This is a genomic window from Leptolyngbya sp. FACHB-321 (assembly GCF_014695975.1).
Lineage (GTDB): Bacteria > Cyanobacteriota > Cyanobacteriia > Leptolyngbyales > Leptolyngbyaceae > Stenomitos.
This window is the reverse complement of the sequence record NZ_JACJPI010000058.1, coordinates 397,927-413,453: the sequence shown is the minus strand read 5'-3', so window position 1 is coordinate 413,453 and position 15,527 is coordinate 397,927. Positions and strand designations below refer to the sequence as shown.

Annotated in this window: 8 protein-coding genes; 2 read left to right on the top strand and 6 right to left on the bottom strand. The window is 46.8% G+C overall.

Features of this window, described 5'->3' with window-relative positions:
- Positions 1-7 precede the first annotated feature (7 nt).
- Positions 8-6,034, bottom strand: a complete 6,027-nt coding sequence (locus H6F76_RS12580; RefSeq protein WP_190508601.1) for a hybrid sensor histidine kinase/response regulator — start codon at positions 6,032-6,034, stop codon at positions 8-10.
- A 429-nt stretch (positions 6,035-6,463) separates the two neighbouring features.
- Entirely contained in the window at positions 6,464-6,628 is a 165-nt protein-coding gene (locus H6F76_RS12575) for a hypothetical protein (RefSeq protein WP_190508599.1), read from the bottom strand.
- A 162-nt stretch (positions 6,629-6,790) separates the two neighbouring features.
- Between H6F76_RS12575 and glgX the strand changes: the two genes are divergently transcribed.
- Together glgX and H6F76_RS12565 are read left to right on the top strand one after the other, a co-directional pair.
- Positions 6,791-8,920: a glycogen debranching protein GlgX gene (gene glgX, locus H6F76_RS12570; protein WP_190508597.1), complete on the top strand. Its 2,130-nt coding sequence runs from the start codon at positions 6,791-6,793 to the stop codon at positions 8,918-8,920.
- A 393-nt stretch (positions 8,921-9,313) separates the two neighbouring features.
- The gene (locus H6F76_RS12565; RefSeq protein WP_190508595.1) at positions 9,314-9,484 is read left to right on the top strand and encodes a hypothetical protein; all 171 of its coding nucleotides are present in this window, start codon (positions 9,314-9,316) and stop codon (positions 9,482-9,484) included.
- Between the two features lie 64 nt (positions 9,485-9,548).
- On the opposite strand, the gene H6F76_RS12560 is transcribed toward H6F76_RS12565, so the two are convergent.
- The 4 genes from H6F76_RS12560 to H6F76_RS12550 all read right to left on the bottom strand — a co-directional run bounded on the left by H6F76_RS12560 (position 9,549) and on the right by H6F76_RS12550 (position 15,088).
- Entirely contained in the window at positions 9,549-12,518 is a 2,970-nt protein-coding gene (locus H6F76_RS12560; protein ID WP_190508593.1) for a PAS domain-containing protein, read from the bottom strand.
- Between the two features lie 14 nt (positions 12,519-12,532).
- Positions 12,533-12,832, bottom strand: a complete 300-nt coding sequence (locus H6F76_RS12555; RefSeq protein ID WP_199322067.1) for a helix-turn-helix transcriptional regulator — start codon at positions 12,830-12,832, stop codon at positions 12,533-12,535.
- A 165-nt stretch (positions 12,833-12,997) separates the two neighbouring features.
- Complete coding sequence (locus H6F76_RS31025) at positions 12,998-13,132, bottom strand: hypothetical protein (RefSeq protein ID WP_277881216.1); 135 nt, start codon at positions 13,130-13,132, stop codon at positions 12,998-13,000.
- Positions 13,133-13,426: 294 nt separating this feature from the next.
- Positions 13,427-15,088: a GspE/PulE family protein gene (locus H6F76_RS12550; RefSeq protein WP_190508591.1), complete on the bottom strand. Its 1,662-nt coding sequence runs from the start codon at positions 15,086-15,088 to the stop codon at positions 13,427-13,429.
- Positions 15,089-15,527: the final 439 nt, after the last annotated feature.

Here is a 15,527-nt window from a genome sequence, read left to right as displayed (position 1 = left end):
ACTCCTCTCAAACTTGCTTCAAAAACTCTAAAATTTGCCGTCCCTTAAATTCTTTGGCAAGCTGCCGCAAGTGGCTGGCAAAAGGGCTCCACTGCTGGTTCGACTCCTCTAATCGGGTTGCTCGTTTGGCGATCGCTCGTAAGTCTCCTCGCATAGCTAAATCTAGAAAGATAGCAATCTCTTCTGCGGGTGGAATAGCGAATTCAGAGGGAGCAGAGGAAAAACTCGCTGACTCATTTTCCGCTTTAGCTCCTGCTTTTTGGGGTTCCCTAGATTCGCTCTCATACTCGTAAACCCATTCTAGTTTTAGATGGTCTTGCAACTTCTGAAGCAGCTCGTCTTCCCGAATCGGTTTCGGTAGAAAATCGTTGCAGCCCACTTTAAGGCTCTGTTGCTGATCGAATTCAAAGACACTAGCCGAGATTGCGATCACGACCACATCTTTTAGAGCTGGCATTGTTCTAAGCCGACGAGTTGCCTCAAACCCATCTATGTTTGGCATTACTAAATCAATTAAGATGGCATCCGGTTGAAATGTTTGTGCCTTCTTTAGTCCGTCTTCACCATCTACAGCGTCTAGCACGTCAAACCCGATCGGCTCTAAGAGATTGACAAGGATAGAGCGATTAGTTGGTTTGTCGTCCACGATGAGAACTTTTCGCTTGTCGCCTTTGACTCCAGTAATTGTACGTTTTAAGACATTTGCAACATCAGTCGAAGGAAGTACGCGTAGGTCTAGATCAAACCAGAAGGTGCTCCCTGTGCCCAGGACACTCTTGACCTGAAGCCGTCCTCCCATCATCTCAAGCAGTTGACGACTGATAGCTAGTCCTAAGCCTGTGCCTTCTGTCTTACGGTTATTTTCGCCAACCTGGTGAAACGGCTGAAAAATCTCATCAAGTTGGTCAGAAGCGACACCAACGCCTGAGTCTTCAACTTCAAAGCGAAGCTTTTGTTTGTGATAGCCCACCTTAAAGACGATCGCTCCCTTTTCGGTGAACTTGATGGCATTGCCGAGCAGGTTCAGCAAGACCTGACGTAAGCGTTGGTCATCAGCTTGAATCACTTTGGGCAAAGGCGATCGCGTTTGATAAATTAATGGAATGCCCTTTTGTTCAGCTTTGATTTTGCAGATTTCTATAATGCTTTGTAATAATTCATCCAAATGAACCTCTCTCGGATACAATTCCATCTTCCGAGCTTCAACTTTAGCCAGATCTAAAACATCATTAATCAGCGTTAGCAGATGTTCTCCGCACTGATGAATGATCGCAATACGATTCTTTTGCTGTTCAGACAACGCTCGGTCTTTTCGACAAATTTGGGTATATCCTAAGATGCCATTGAGCGGTGTACGAAGTTCATGGCTCATGTTTGCCAAAAATTCGCTCTTGGCTCGATTGGCAGATTGAGCGATTTCTTCAGCCCGCTGGCGATCGCGCACCTCTTGCTGTAGTTGTATTGTCCGTTCTTCTACTTTCGCTTCCAGGGTTTTACTATAATCCTCTAACTGTTCATGCGATCGTTTCAAATTGATATTGGCATCTTCCAAGTCAGTGTACAAACGAGCATTCTCAATGGAGATAGCAGCTTGTGATGATAAAAGCTGTAAAATTTCGACGCGCTCTGACGTGAAAGCACCGGCCGTCAAATTGTTTTCTAGATAAAGAATGCCAATGAGTTTGCCTTGATGAACGATCGGCGTACACAAAACAGACTTTGGCTGATGATTAAGAATATAGCCATCTGTTGTAAAAAGCCCCTCACGGGCCGCCTCATTCAGAACCACATTCTCCTGAGTCTGTCGTACATAGTTGATGATTGAAAGCGGTAGCTGACTCATTTCTACAGCAAGTGATTGTTGAACGGTTATATCACCTTGATCAACACGTCCGGTTGCTTCGATCAAGAGTTTTCCAGCCTTTTCTAGAATTAAGACCCCTGTTTCTGCACCTGCATTTTCAAGCAAAATCTGCATTAAGGTTGTCAGCAACTTGTCTAAAACAATCTCACCTGAAAGAGCTTGAGCTGCCTTCATCACAGTGGCTAAATCCAGGTTGTGATCCGTTTCAGGATGAGTAGTCGTTCTTTGAGGACTTGTTGTTGCTGTGCCGCTCTTAACTGAAGTTCTAGCTAGAAGTTGAGGATATTTTTCTTCTAAATGCTCAACTTTAGCTTGAGCACCCCAAACCTGATACGCGTGGTATGCCTTCTGTAGATAGAGTTGACCGATCGCGTCTCTACCCCATGTCAAATAAAATTTAGCAGCAAGCTCACAAGCAAGTGCTTCTTCATTCAAATATTCGTTTTCTTTAGCTAAAGCAATGGCTTCATCGTACAGTTCCGCAGCTTTAACTTTTTCGTCGAGTACACGGTAGCGTTCTGCTTCTACAAGATAAAGCTTATGCAAATAATTCATTGGGGCATGGCGCGCCCATTTCTGCATCTTTTCTTGATTTGCGTTTACTCTATCAAGAAAGTTTTTTTGCTCTGTCTGTGGCATATTAGAATATATCGCCAGCTTAGTTAGAGAATCGTAGAAATGGAAGAGCGGAACATGCGGTGTGGCAACAACGGCGTCTAAATAATTCTCTGTTATCGCAGCATTTTCAATCGCCTCTGAGTAACTTTCAAACCAATAACACAGTAAAAGTTTATTTAAATAGATGTAGGCGATCGCTGCTTTATCAGCTGCTTGCTCATGAATTGGCAGTCTTATCTGCTCATCACAGGCTTCACCTTGAAGACGGCAAGGATTTTTACTTTTTCTAAGCAAATTTAAAGTAGCTTGCCAATAAATTTCGTGATAATTCAGTGCTGTTTTTTGGTTGATTTTAGCAATAGCATCTCTATTAATTGCCATCTCCTTTTCTAAACCTGTCAGTTCTTTACCGCTGTAGTAAGCGAAGTAGGAGTACACCAACAGACCAAATGCACCAAACTCTAAATCTCCGGTTTCCATACCGCTAGAGTAGGCTGACATCAAAGACGCTAGAGTTTGTCTCAGATGCTCTTTCCAGGGTCGGATAAAGATGTTGACTATAACAATTGTTTTAGTTTTAATATCCTGAACATTTAATGTTGACAGCAGATTCAATGCTAATTGACCAAATTGATAGCCTGAATCAATGTCTCCTACCACTCCACAGAGCAAAAGACCATAGTTGGCATAAGCGATCGGGGAAACAGAAGCATTTCCATATTGGACTGATAAATTAACTTGTTTGCATACCGTCAATGGCAACAGTGCAGGAGCCGCAATATAGGCGGGAGCAAAGATCCTGGCTAGGAGTCTGATAGTAGCTAGCTGGTAGGGATCACTCATTTGAGGCAGATCAATTAAAGCCTCAATTCGCTTGTTATGGACTATTGCCGCTGTTTCAGAAAGTGCTTTCCCCACGTCAGAAAGTGCAGGATTTTCGGGAAAATCTACCCCTAACAATTTTAAGGTTTGTTGTGCTATGTTAACGGCTTCTAGCAGTTTGTTCTGCAATACACACGCTTGAATCTGAATTTCGTGTACTTTTACTTTATCTAATAGATTTTTGGCGCACTGCTGTACGACATCAACGAATTTTGGAATCGCTTCAAAATCACCGCTCAAATAGGCTGATTCAGTGACTTCAGTATGAAGTGCCAATGCTAAGTGGTACTGATCAGTCCAGCTATCGTCTGCTAACAATCCTATCCCTACCCGCAGATATGCTGTTGCCACAGCATAAGCTATGGCAGCTTTTGCTTTCTGCCCAGCCATTAAGTTTAGTTGAGCGATCGCCGTTCGTTCTGCTTTGTCTGTAATTCGCCTGATTCCTAAATTAAGGTGATCAACGATCTCAAATAACTTTTCTGATAACGTCTCTGGTGATGTGTTTTGCCACAGCAATCGACCTACTTGTAAATGAGTAGCCTGCTTAGAACTGTCATCAATTAATGCGTATGCTGCCTGTTGTACACGATCGTGGAGAAACCTCAATTCCAAGTCCACTAAATACGGATCGGTCAAAACTGCTGGTGCAAGTGTTAACTCAGAGGTTGGAAAGATTAAATCTTCTTCAATTGCTGACCAAAGATCTTGATATGTCTCAGCTGGCGATCGCTTATAAATTATTGAAAGCGTCTGCAAGTCAAAGATATTCCCCACACATGCTGCTAACTGCAAGAGACGCTGAGTCGATTCAGGTAATTTTCGTAACTTATGAATCATCAGTTCAACAACATTATCTGTAATATCAAGCGCTTCAATTTGGTCTATAGACCATTGCCAGCAAGCCTTCACTTGATTCGGTAGAGGCTTAAAAGTCAACAAGTTTTCCTGATACAGCGTTCTGAGAAATTGATTTACAAAAAAGGGATTGCCCGATGTTTTGCGGTTAACTAATTCGGCTAAGTGCTGGGCAGCCATTGCATCAGTGTGAAGCGTATCAGCAACAAGATTGCTAATATCCACAATCCCCAAGGGAGCTAGGCTGACTTCATGCATGACAACGGCTTTAGACCGAAGAGCATTTAATGCCATGCTCAAAGGATGACTCAGGCTAACTTCATTATCTCGATAGGCTCCAATCAAAAACAAATAGCCCGCTTCTGTATTGGTCAGGATTACCTCCAGCAACCTCAGCGTAGCGGAATCAGCCCATTGCAAATCGTCGAGAAACAAAACTAAAGGATGCTCTGGTGAGCAGAAGACACGAATAAAGTTTTGGAAAATGAGGTTAAATCGATTTTGTGCTTCAGTGGGTGCCAAGTTTAAAGGGACAGGTTGTTTACCAACGATTAGTTCTACTTCTGGAACCACATCAATAATGACTTGAGCATTGCTACCAAGAGCAGTCAAAAGATCAGTGCGCCATTGCGTCAGTTGAATTTCGCTTTCAGTCAAAAGCTGTTTCACTAATGATTGAAAAGCCATAATCATGGCAGAGTAAGGAACATTTCGTTGAAATTGGTCAAATTTACCAGAGATGAAGTAGCCTCTTGCTCCAACAATGGGTTTGTGAATTTCATGGACTAGCGACGATTTACCAATGCCGGAGTAGCCCTTCACCAACATAACTTCCGTGGTGCCAGTACTGACGCGATCGAAGGTTTCCATCAACAACCCAACTTCGTGATTGCGTCCATATAACTTCTCTGGAATCGAAAACTGGCTAAATAAATCGAACTCTCCCACCTCAAAATGAGAAACCGCACCCGAGGTTTGCAGCATCTCTAGACAAATCTCTAAGTCAGCCTTCAGCCCTAGGGCACTTTGATAGCGGTCTTCCGCCGTTTTAGCTAGTAGCTTCAGGACAATGTTAGATGCAGGCTCTGGAATATCCGCATGGACAAAGTGGGGCGGAATTGGTGTTTTAGCAATGTGGCAGTGAATAATCTCTAAGACATCAACAGCGGCAAATGGCAACTGCCCAGTTAGCATCTCGTAAAACGTAACACCCAGAGAATAAAAATCTGTGCGGTAGTCGATCGAGCGGTTCATTCTCCCAGTCTGTTCGGGAGACATATAGGAAAGCGTTCCCTCAAGGGCATTGACATGACTAATCGTTGAGTTTTCTCTCGACAGGCGTGTAGAAATACCAAAATCAATCAGTCTGATTTCACCCGTTGTTTCGTTAATAAGGATGTTATGAGATTTAATATCTTTGTGAATAATAGTTTGCTGATGAAGCTGTACCAAAATTGAGGCTAGGCGAATTGCAATTTGTAAAAAATTGTTTAAGGTAAACCGTTTTTCTGCAATCACTTTTGCCAACGATTCCCCATCAAAATCAGACAAGATCAGAGCTAGCCCGTTACCATCACTTTCTAACGCTAAAGGCTTGACAACTTCTTCGATTTCTAGGTCTTGTAGAATTTGGTACTCGCGTCTTAAGCGATTCAGTTGCTCAATTGTTGGATACTCGGCTTTCAACGTTTTTATAATGACAGACGTTTCTCCTAACTCGCTTTCAGACACTGTCTTTGCCCGATAAACGCAAGTGGTGGCTCCTTCATGAAGGACATCGAGCAATTTATAGCCCGTGATCGTAGTACTCATTATTTTTTTGCCTAGGTAGTACGCTTAGATAGAAAAAGTCTGGTTTCGGGAGCTTTATCGTGTAAAAACTTTAGGAATAGGACCATTCTTTAAGAAAGAGGATTAGATAGGCAGCCCAGATCAGATTATCGATGCAGCGTAAATTACTTGCCTTAACAGTGAGATGTTCGCGCTATCAATATGCACAAATTAATTATATGCACCTACTTACTTATGCTTGTATTTAAGTAAATGGTCGGCGTTCATCACGCTCAGTGTAGGAACGGTAATTTGATAGGCTTTTAAGCTTAAATAATCTACCAGTATACGCTTATCCTTATACCTAAGATAGATGACGCGCTTTTGAATCAGTGCGGCAGCAATATTACTTCACTTCTTAACATTTAAGAAGTAGGCTCATTGTATGATTTACAGCAGTTCTTAGATGAATCAGCGACAGTGAGCGAACCAGTCGAGGCGATTAATAGCGGGAAAGCATTTGTTAATAATCTTGGTTAAAGCCTGCTCTAAGACTTCACTTGTTGGAGTTTTAGCCAAACGCAAGAGGGGCAAGGGCGGCAAATGAATTTGCTCTGGCTTGAGATAGATAGGCAAAAGAAATAAGGATCGCTACAGTCTAATGTAAAGCTTTTGGGCTTACCATATTCTTCCAAAGTCGCTATAGCGACACATTACCGTTAAGCAGCGCTGTCTGTTTAACGACTTAATGTGCTGTCGTCCCTACTGAAGCTCCACCTTTCTACTGGTATAACTATCATGTATCTTCCCCTTTGGCCTGGCAATGTTTATCCTCTGGGTGCATCTTGGAACGGCAAAGGCACTAACTTCGCGCTTTTTTCGGAGTACGCTACGGGTGTAGAACTCTGTTTGTTCGATCGTGACGATCAAGAAACACGGATCGCTTTCACAGAAGTGAGTAACTTTGTTTGGCACGGCTATCTACCGGGCGTTGGACCGGGACAGCGCTATGGCTTTCGGGTTCACGGACCTTATGAACCAGAGAAAGGGTTTCGTTTTAACCCAAATAAGCTCTTGATTGACCCTTATGGCAAAGCCATTGATGGGGATGTGCTTCCTGATGCAGCACTCTCAGGCTACAACTGGGAAGATCCGGCAGAAGATCTATCGTTCTCGGACAGTGATAGTGCTCCTTTTGTGCCGAAATCGGTTGTGGTGGATCAAACGTTTGATTGGGAAGGTGATACGCTACTGCGAACTCCCTGGCACGAAACCATTATTTATGAGACGCACGTTAAAGGCTTCACCAAAAACCATCCAGAGATTCCAGCGGCATGGCGTGGCACCTATGCTGGGCTAGGGCATACAGCAGCCATTCAGCACCTACAGCGACTTGGCATTACCGCTGTGGAACTGATGCCCATCCATCATTTCCTTGCTAACCCAGGTCATCTTGCTGATAAAGGGTTGAGAAACTACTGGGGCTACGATTCAATCAACTATTTTTCACCTTATGCAGGCTACAGCGCCAGCGGTACTTTAGGGCAACAAGTCGTTGAGTTCAAGGCGATGGTAAAAGCACTCCATCGGGCTGGCATCGAAGTGATTCTGGATGTTGTTTATAACCATACTGGTGAAGGTAATCATCTGGGACCGACTCTTTCCTTACGCGGTATTGATAATTGCAACTATTACCGACTGATGGAAGGTAATGAGCGCTACTACATGGACTTTACAGGCTGTGGCAATTCTCTGTATGTGCGTCATCCACAAGTGCTAAAGCTTATTACTGACAGTTTGCGTTACTGGGTCACGGAGATGCATGTGGATGGCTTCCGCTTTGACCTAGCATCTGCTCTTGCACGTGAGCTTTACGAAGTTAACAGCCTGGCGGCATTCTTCGATATTATCCACCAAGATCCAGTGCTAGCAGATGTGAAGTTGATTGCGGAACCGTGGGATGTCGGTGATGGTGGCTATCAGGTAGGCAACTTTCCAGTACTGTGGTCGGAGTGGAATGGGAAGTATCGTGACACAGTGCGCGACTTTTGGCGCGGCGAGGATGAAACATTAGGCGAATTTGCTTACCGTCTCACTGGTAGCCCTGATTTGTACTTCCAGCAAAACGGACGGCGACCGAACGCCAGCATCAACTTTATTACGGCGCATGATGGTTTCACGCTAAATGATGTCGTGAGCTACAACGAGAAACACAATGAGGCGAATGGTGAAGATAATCGCGACGGTGAAAGTCATAACCGTTCGTGGAATTGTGGCGTTGAAGGTGAGACTGATGATCCAGATGTTTTGCAGTTGCGAGAGCGCCAGCGGCGTAATTTTCTGACAACGCTGATGCTATCGCAGGGCATTCCGATGCTGTTAGGCGGTGATGAGATGGGACGCACTCAGCAAGGAAATAACAATGGCTATTGTCAGGATAGCGAACTTTCCTGGTTTAACTGGGAGCTAGTCAAAGAAAATGCAGAGCTGTTAGATTTTTGCCGTGAACTCATCTATTTCCGGCGACGGCATCCTGTTTTTCGACGGCGGAAGTGGTTTCAGGGGCAGGCTATTCGTGGGGTACCTGATATTGGTTGGTATAACCCCGATGGTACAGAGATGATGCCAGAGCAGTGGGATGTGGGCTACACGAAGTCAATTGCACTTTTCCTCAATGGCAATATGATTCCGAGCCCGGGTCCGCAAGGTCAAAAGATTAGCGATGATAGTTTTTTGCTGTTCTTTAATGCACATTGGGAAACGATCGAGTTTGTTTTACCCAACGGCTTTGCCAACCAAAAGTGGAAGATGATAATTGATACAAAAGAGTCGCGCTTTATCCAGGATGAACGAGTCTTTACAGGCGAACAAGTGTTACCTGTAGCGGGACGCTCCATTGTGGTGCTTATGGTGCTAAAGCCGCTATAAGCGATAGCACTGTTGATCATTGCCAGCGGTCAGCGGTCAGCAATCAGCTTTGATGGCTACAGCAGTGGGTGTAATACCAAATCAAATTGTAAGGGGTACAGATCCTTTGCCCTCATCCCAGCCCCTCTCCTGGAGGAGAAGGGTGCTAAAGGCAAAGTCCCTCTCTCCTTGGGAGAGGAATTGAGTGTGGATCGATTGATCTGTAACGTCTTTTGGATTTGGTATTATGCCACCGCAGGCGACTGTCTGAAGGCGCTGCAAGCAGGATTTCAAACCCATATCACTATCCATCTAAATGGGAGGACTACTAGGCAATCAACCGATAGGACGACGTAAGGCTAAGAAGGAAAATGTGATCATATTTTCAAAGCAAGATACTAAGGGAGCAGTACAGTGACCACTACAAACCGAGAACGGGCTGAGATGCTCTTGAAGGCGTACGATGACTATTTAGCAGGCAAGCAAGCGCGTCGAGCGGGACAACCTTCATGTCCTTCTGAAGCTTCGGCAGTCCCTTTCCGTGTGCGATCGCTGCTCTGGCTGTTGCCTATGTTTCAGGCTTAAGCCATGGGTCTGACCTTTCTACCCGGTTTTACGTTCCACTGCGCCTCAAACCCAACATTACCGCTCACCTGCCTGCATCCTCACTCTGGTTTGGTTTAAGCAGGCTGATGATTGTGCTTACGAAGCGTTCTGGGTCTAGCGGCTTCGTCAAGTGTCTTTGAAAGCCAGCTTGCATAGCTCGTTGTTGGTCAACATCGGTAGCATAGGCAGTAAGAGCGATCGCGGGTACTGTACTGCCCTGAGTAGGTGGACGTAAGCGAAGCCGCTGCATCAATTGGTAGCCATCCATGTCTGGCATACCCACATCGCTGATAACTACAGCCGGTGTAAAGTGCTCCAATGCTTGCAACGCAGCGAAACCAGAGTCAACTGCTGTGACCGTTGCCCCCTGTTGTTCTAGCAGAAAAGCTTCAAATTTACGGGTGTCTGTATCGTCATCTACCAGTAAAATGTGAACGTTATCTAAGAGCCGTTCCGAGGCTGATTGAAGGTTGGTGACCGCAGCCATAAGCGGTGTTGTTTGTGGCAGAGTTGGTAGCTGTACAGTAAAGATGGCACCTTGCTGCTCACCCGGACTCTCTGCTGTAACGGTGCCGCCATGTAGCGTCACAATTTGCCGCACGATCGCCAATCCTAAACCCAAGCCTCCAAAGCTGCGAGTGGTGGAACCATCTTCCTGCCGAAAATACTCAAACACATAAGGAAGGAAGGGAGCCTTGATGCCGATGCCTGTATCAATTACTCGAATCTGAGCTAATTGCTCCACTTGCCGCAGTTTAACTGTCACTTGTCCGCCATTGGGCGTGAATTTGACGGCATTGGTCAGCAGATTCCAGACCACTTGCTGCAAGCGACTCGCATCACCAGAGACAAAAGAGACGGCTGCATCGAGGTCAAGTACGATCGCAACCTGCTTAGCATCTGCCGCCAAGCGAACGGTTTCGACTGCTGCAGAAATGATCAATGCCAAACTAACTGGAGTTGCTGTCAAGGTCATTTTGCCCTGCATAATGCGGGAAATGTCGAGCAAATCTTCAATCAGTTGTGATTGCAGTTTGGCATTGCGTTCGATCGTGGCTAAGGCATCCCTTTGACGAGCCGGATCGAGGTTGCCAGTGCGTAACAACCGCGCCCAGCCCAAGATAGGGTTGAGGGGCGATCGCAACTCGTGGGACAGCACCGCCAGAAATTCATCTTTGATCCGATTGGCGTTTTCGGCGGCTTCGCGTGCGATTTGTTCTTGTTGTAAGAGCTGTTCTCGTTCAGCCTGGGCGCGTCTAAACTCTTCAATGTCTGTGCTCGTGCCAAACCACTGCACAATTTGTCCTTGTTCGTTCTGAATAGCGATCGCTCGTGACAGAAACCAACGATAGGTCTGAGCAGTCCTGTGTTTCAAGCGAAATTCCGCTTGGTAGAGTGTCCCTGTTGCCAGCGCTGTCTGCCACAGAGCACTCGTGCCCTCAAAGTCATCCGGATGAATCACTTGAGTGGCATAGTGAATGTCTTGAGTCTGCTCTAGGGTTAGCCCGGTGTAAGTTGTCCATTGCTGGTTCACATATTGCGTGTTGCCTTGAGCATCGGTGATCCAAACCTGTTGTGGCATCGCATCTGCGAGTTGGCGAAACTCCGCTTCCCGTTGCAAAATAGTGGCTTCTGCCTGCTTGCGATCAGTAATATCGACGACCATGCCCAATAATCGAGTGGGCGTGCCGTCAGAGTCACAGTAAATACTGCTGCGAACCCAAATCCAATGGATACTCTGATCTGGGTGAAGGATTCGACATTCAAAGTTCCAATTGGTACTAGCGGAGAGGGTTTCTTGAAACTTTTCATTCACACTAACGCGATCGTCCGGATGCACATGGGCTAAAAAGATTTCGTAGCTCCATTCCGGCAGCAGCGATGCATAACCAAAGATTTGATCGTGTCCCAGCGAGTGGTGAGCCGTGTAAGGTTCCGTTGTCAGGTCGAGATCCCACTCGCCAATTTGGGAGGCATCCAACATGAATCGTAGTCGGATTTCACTTTCCCGCAACGCTTCTTCTGCCTGTTTGCGATCGTGGATATCTACTGCCGTTGCGTAAAGCACTTGTGCTTCTAGGTGTGGCTGCGCTCTCCAGAGCAACCAGCGGTAGGAGCCGTCTTTGTGTCGATAGCGGTTTTCAAAGGCAAACGTTTCGGAGCCAGACAGCACGTTGACGCTTTCCGCAACAGAGACAAGAATGTCGTCTGGATGAAGAAAATCAGTCCAGGGGCGGGATGTCATTTCCTCAGGTGTCCAGCCGAGAATATGCTCAAAAGCTGGGCTGACCCAGTGGAAATACCCGTGGCTGCTCATGATTATTTGCAAATCTGACCCAACGGCAAGAAAGCGATCGCGTTCCTGCTCCACTTTTTGGCGTTCGGCTTCAATATGCTTCGCCTCAGTAATGTTGGTAAACAAAGCGGCAAACTGATGACTTTGCGGCTCACCAAGGCAAAAGGCGTGGACATTAAACCAGCGGTTGCTAGCGATCGCTTGCTGCTCAAAGCGAGCGGGTTCCCTGGTTCGCACAACTCTGCCATAGATCTCAAACCAGTAGGCTTCGTAATCGGGCACCAACTCCCGTATCGTTTTACCGATCACTTGCTCCAGTCCTGTTAACCGTTCAAACGCCGCATTCACTTTGAGAAAGCGATAATCAGTCGGTTCACCGTGCTCATCAAACAGCAGTTCGCAGAGGCAGAACCCTTCATCAAGGGACTCCAACACCATGCAGTATTTTGCTTCCGATTCGCGCCACTTGGCTGCCGCACGGGTAGGTTCAACGGGTGCTGCTGGGTTACTGTTGCAGGGTGGCTGTGACTCGGTTTTTAATTGTGTTTTCTCTGGCTGCTGGGCTTGATCAAGCTCTGTCAACAGTATCTGCACACCCGCTTTTAAGCCCTCTGTCCACGTTTCGACAGCACCTAACGGCGTTTGTGACCAATCGTGCGATCGTAGAAATGCACCTAACTCACCACCACCGACAAAGCGATCTTCAGGCAGTTCCATATGTTCCTCTACACTCATGCTTTGAGCGTCCTTGAGAAACAGTATTTGCCTCGGCTTGCCTGACTACGTTCCCGTAAAATCGCCTCAGGTAACGCAGCCAACTGGTTAAGCAAGATCTCAATTTGTCTCGAGGCTAAGGGAGAAGGAGTAGCATGACCGTTTTCCCAACGATTGATAGTGGGAAAGCTGAATCCCAGTTGCGCGACAAACTTCTCTTGAAGTAGCGGCAAGGTTTGCCGCAGTGCTCGAATAAGCTGACCAATGGCTGGCTGTTCCACCCCTAAATAGTCCTGATGAAACGCCACAGCACTCACGAATTATAAAGTTCATTACTTTATAAGTCTTAGTGAGTTCGGAAGCAAGGTCAATCCATCATCCGAGAGAAGCTCTATAGCAAAAGGATAGAGGATAAGGGATGAAGAGAAGTTCTTGCTCAAAGGAAGTTGCAAGGTTGATGTCTGTCCTAACATTCTCTTCGACTAGCTATGGCGATCGGGATGAGGACACGCTGCTGGAGTAGCCCTGTATGCAGAGGCTTTGACTAAATAGGTCGCCTTAATTAAACGTGGGATGTGTTGGGCGTAGCCGTAACGCATCAAATCCTTGAGCGGCATGGGTTACGCAATTGCTTTTCTAGAATGCCGGAACGGCTTTACCCATCCTACGAAAAGCCCTGTTTACTTATGACCATTTATTTAGTTTTTGTAGAGCAATAGGTCTAGCAAGCTTTTGTAGAGCAACTTTGAGTGCTTGTCGCTAACGCGCTTGCTCTTGTGTTGCCAAATTAGCCTTACAGTGTGCTTGCAAGGAACGTTGTCATACATTCACCAGCAGCACCCGATGCTACTTACCCCCCTTGCTCTCTCGTCTCTTGTCTGTAGCCAAGCAAGTCAAGCAGATCAGAGTGCCTATCGCTCTAAGGCAGTCTTACGGCTTAAAGCACTGTGGGGCAGTACCCGTTTAACCTCTTCGACAGTGGTGACGCCAGTGGTCACTTTTTCGGTCGCTGCCACCCGAAAGGAAGCAAAGCGAATCTCGCTAAGATAACGGTTAAGCTGCGTCAGCGAACCTTCGTAAATGATTTGGCGCACGGTGTCATCAACATGGAGTAGCTCAATCACCGCTTCTCGCCCTAAGTAACCAGAGTTAAAGCAATGAGAACAACCCTTGCCGCGTCGCCAAGCTTGTGTATTGGCTTCCTCACGCTTTAAACCCAGAACGTTTAGCTCGGCATCCGTTGGCACATGAGCCTCAGCACAATGAGGACACACCCGCCGCACCAGGCGTTGAGCCACGACCCCTAGGAGCGCATCGCTGATGAGCCCTGGATCGGGTCCAATATCTTTGAGACGGGGAATCGCCCCAACGGCATCGTTAGTATGCAAGGTGGTCAAGACTAAATGACCTGTTAAGGCGGCACGAATGCCCGTTTCGGCGGTTTCGCTATCCCGGATTTCGCCTAGCATCACAATGTCGGGATCTTGACGAAGAATCGCCCGCAACCCACTTGCAAAGGTCATGCCTGCTGCCTCATTGACCTGGGTTTGGGTAATGCCTGAAAGAACATACTCCACCGGATCTTCGACCGTAACAATGTTGACGGATTCCGTCGAGATAGCTAACAAGCTGGTGTAGAGGGTGCTGGTTTTGCCAGAACCAGTCGGTCCTGTAAAGATGACCATGCCCTGCGGCTGTTCTAGCCAGCTTTTGTAGATGGGCAACGTCTCTTGAGAAAAACCTAAGTCATCGATCGTGTTGAACGTGTTTTGCTGACGCAGTAACCGTAAGACTGCTTTCTCACCCGGTTCACCTTTTTTGCCGCTCACGCATGGTAGGGTACTGACCCGCAGATCCAACCCCTGTTCTTCCTGTCCAGAGGTGTATTTTTCGCCAATGCGTCCATCTTGCGGGCGACGGCTTTCTGAGATATCCATATCACACATGACTTTGAGCGAGACGATCGCTCGACGGCTAATGTCTGGCGGGAGGGTTGTGACATGGCGGAGAATACCATCAATGCGGTAACGCACGCGCAAGCCAACCTCAGTCGGTTCCAAGTGAATATCACTAGCGCGGTTCCTCAGTGCGCCGGCAATGATGGCTCTAATGCGCTCAATCTGGTTATCTGTTTGCGAAAGATAGAGTTCTGTCGTTTGCGTAATGTCTTCTTGTTCAAACTTGCCAGTGAGGGGATTAGCAAAATTTGTGCCGCAGATCCGGTTTGTGTCCAGGTTTTGTAAGCGAAACCAGTCGCGGTAACTCTTCTCATGGATGGGAATGATTTTGATCTCGGTTGCCAGTCGATCGCTGATCCGCTGCACTGCTTCAGCCGACATCGGCAACGGGCTACCCAGGTAATAACAGTTGCGCCATAGCAGCAGTGGCACCACTGGATGAAGCGAGCTGCGATCAGAAATCTGGCGGAAGAAGCGATCGCTCACTTCGGCATCCAGCAGATCGAATCTGATCACACCTTGGTGATTAACCAGCAGTTTCAGCGCTTCTTCACAAGTAATCTCACGATTCTTCAGTTGCTTAAAGACAGACGTGGGAGGAGTAAGCGTTTGCATAAAATTCCTTAATCAACTTGCTACTGAGGTGAATCTGTTGCGGTCTTTCACAGGGTGGAGCCTTTTCTGGGGTTCTTTGCACAGCCCCTTAAAACTAATGTCTCGATGCTCAAGTCTTCTCTACGTTGCCGCAGTCATGCAGCCAGCGCGCCACTCGGCTATCTACGGACGCTATCACTTCATTCAGGAAAAGCTTGAGAAGAGGCAGTCAGACCAATTTCAACAAAAAGTGCTGGCTACAGCATTCCCCGTTTCAGCACTCTCAATTTCCCCTATGAAGGAAGCCGTAGTCGGGGGATCTTGGTTTGTAGCGTGTAAAAAGGGAATTGGTATAGCTCCAGGCAATGCACCCACCTGACTTGCGGCCTTGTCAACCAAAATTTGATTGTTGCTGGTATCACGCTAGAGGCTATTGACGCATTCGCTAGCTAAAAGTCAA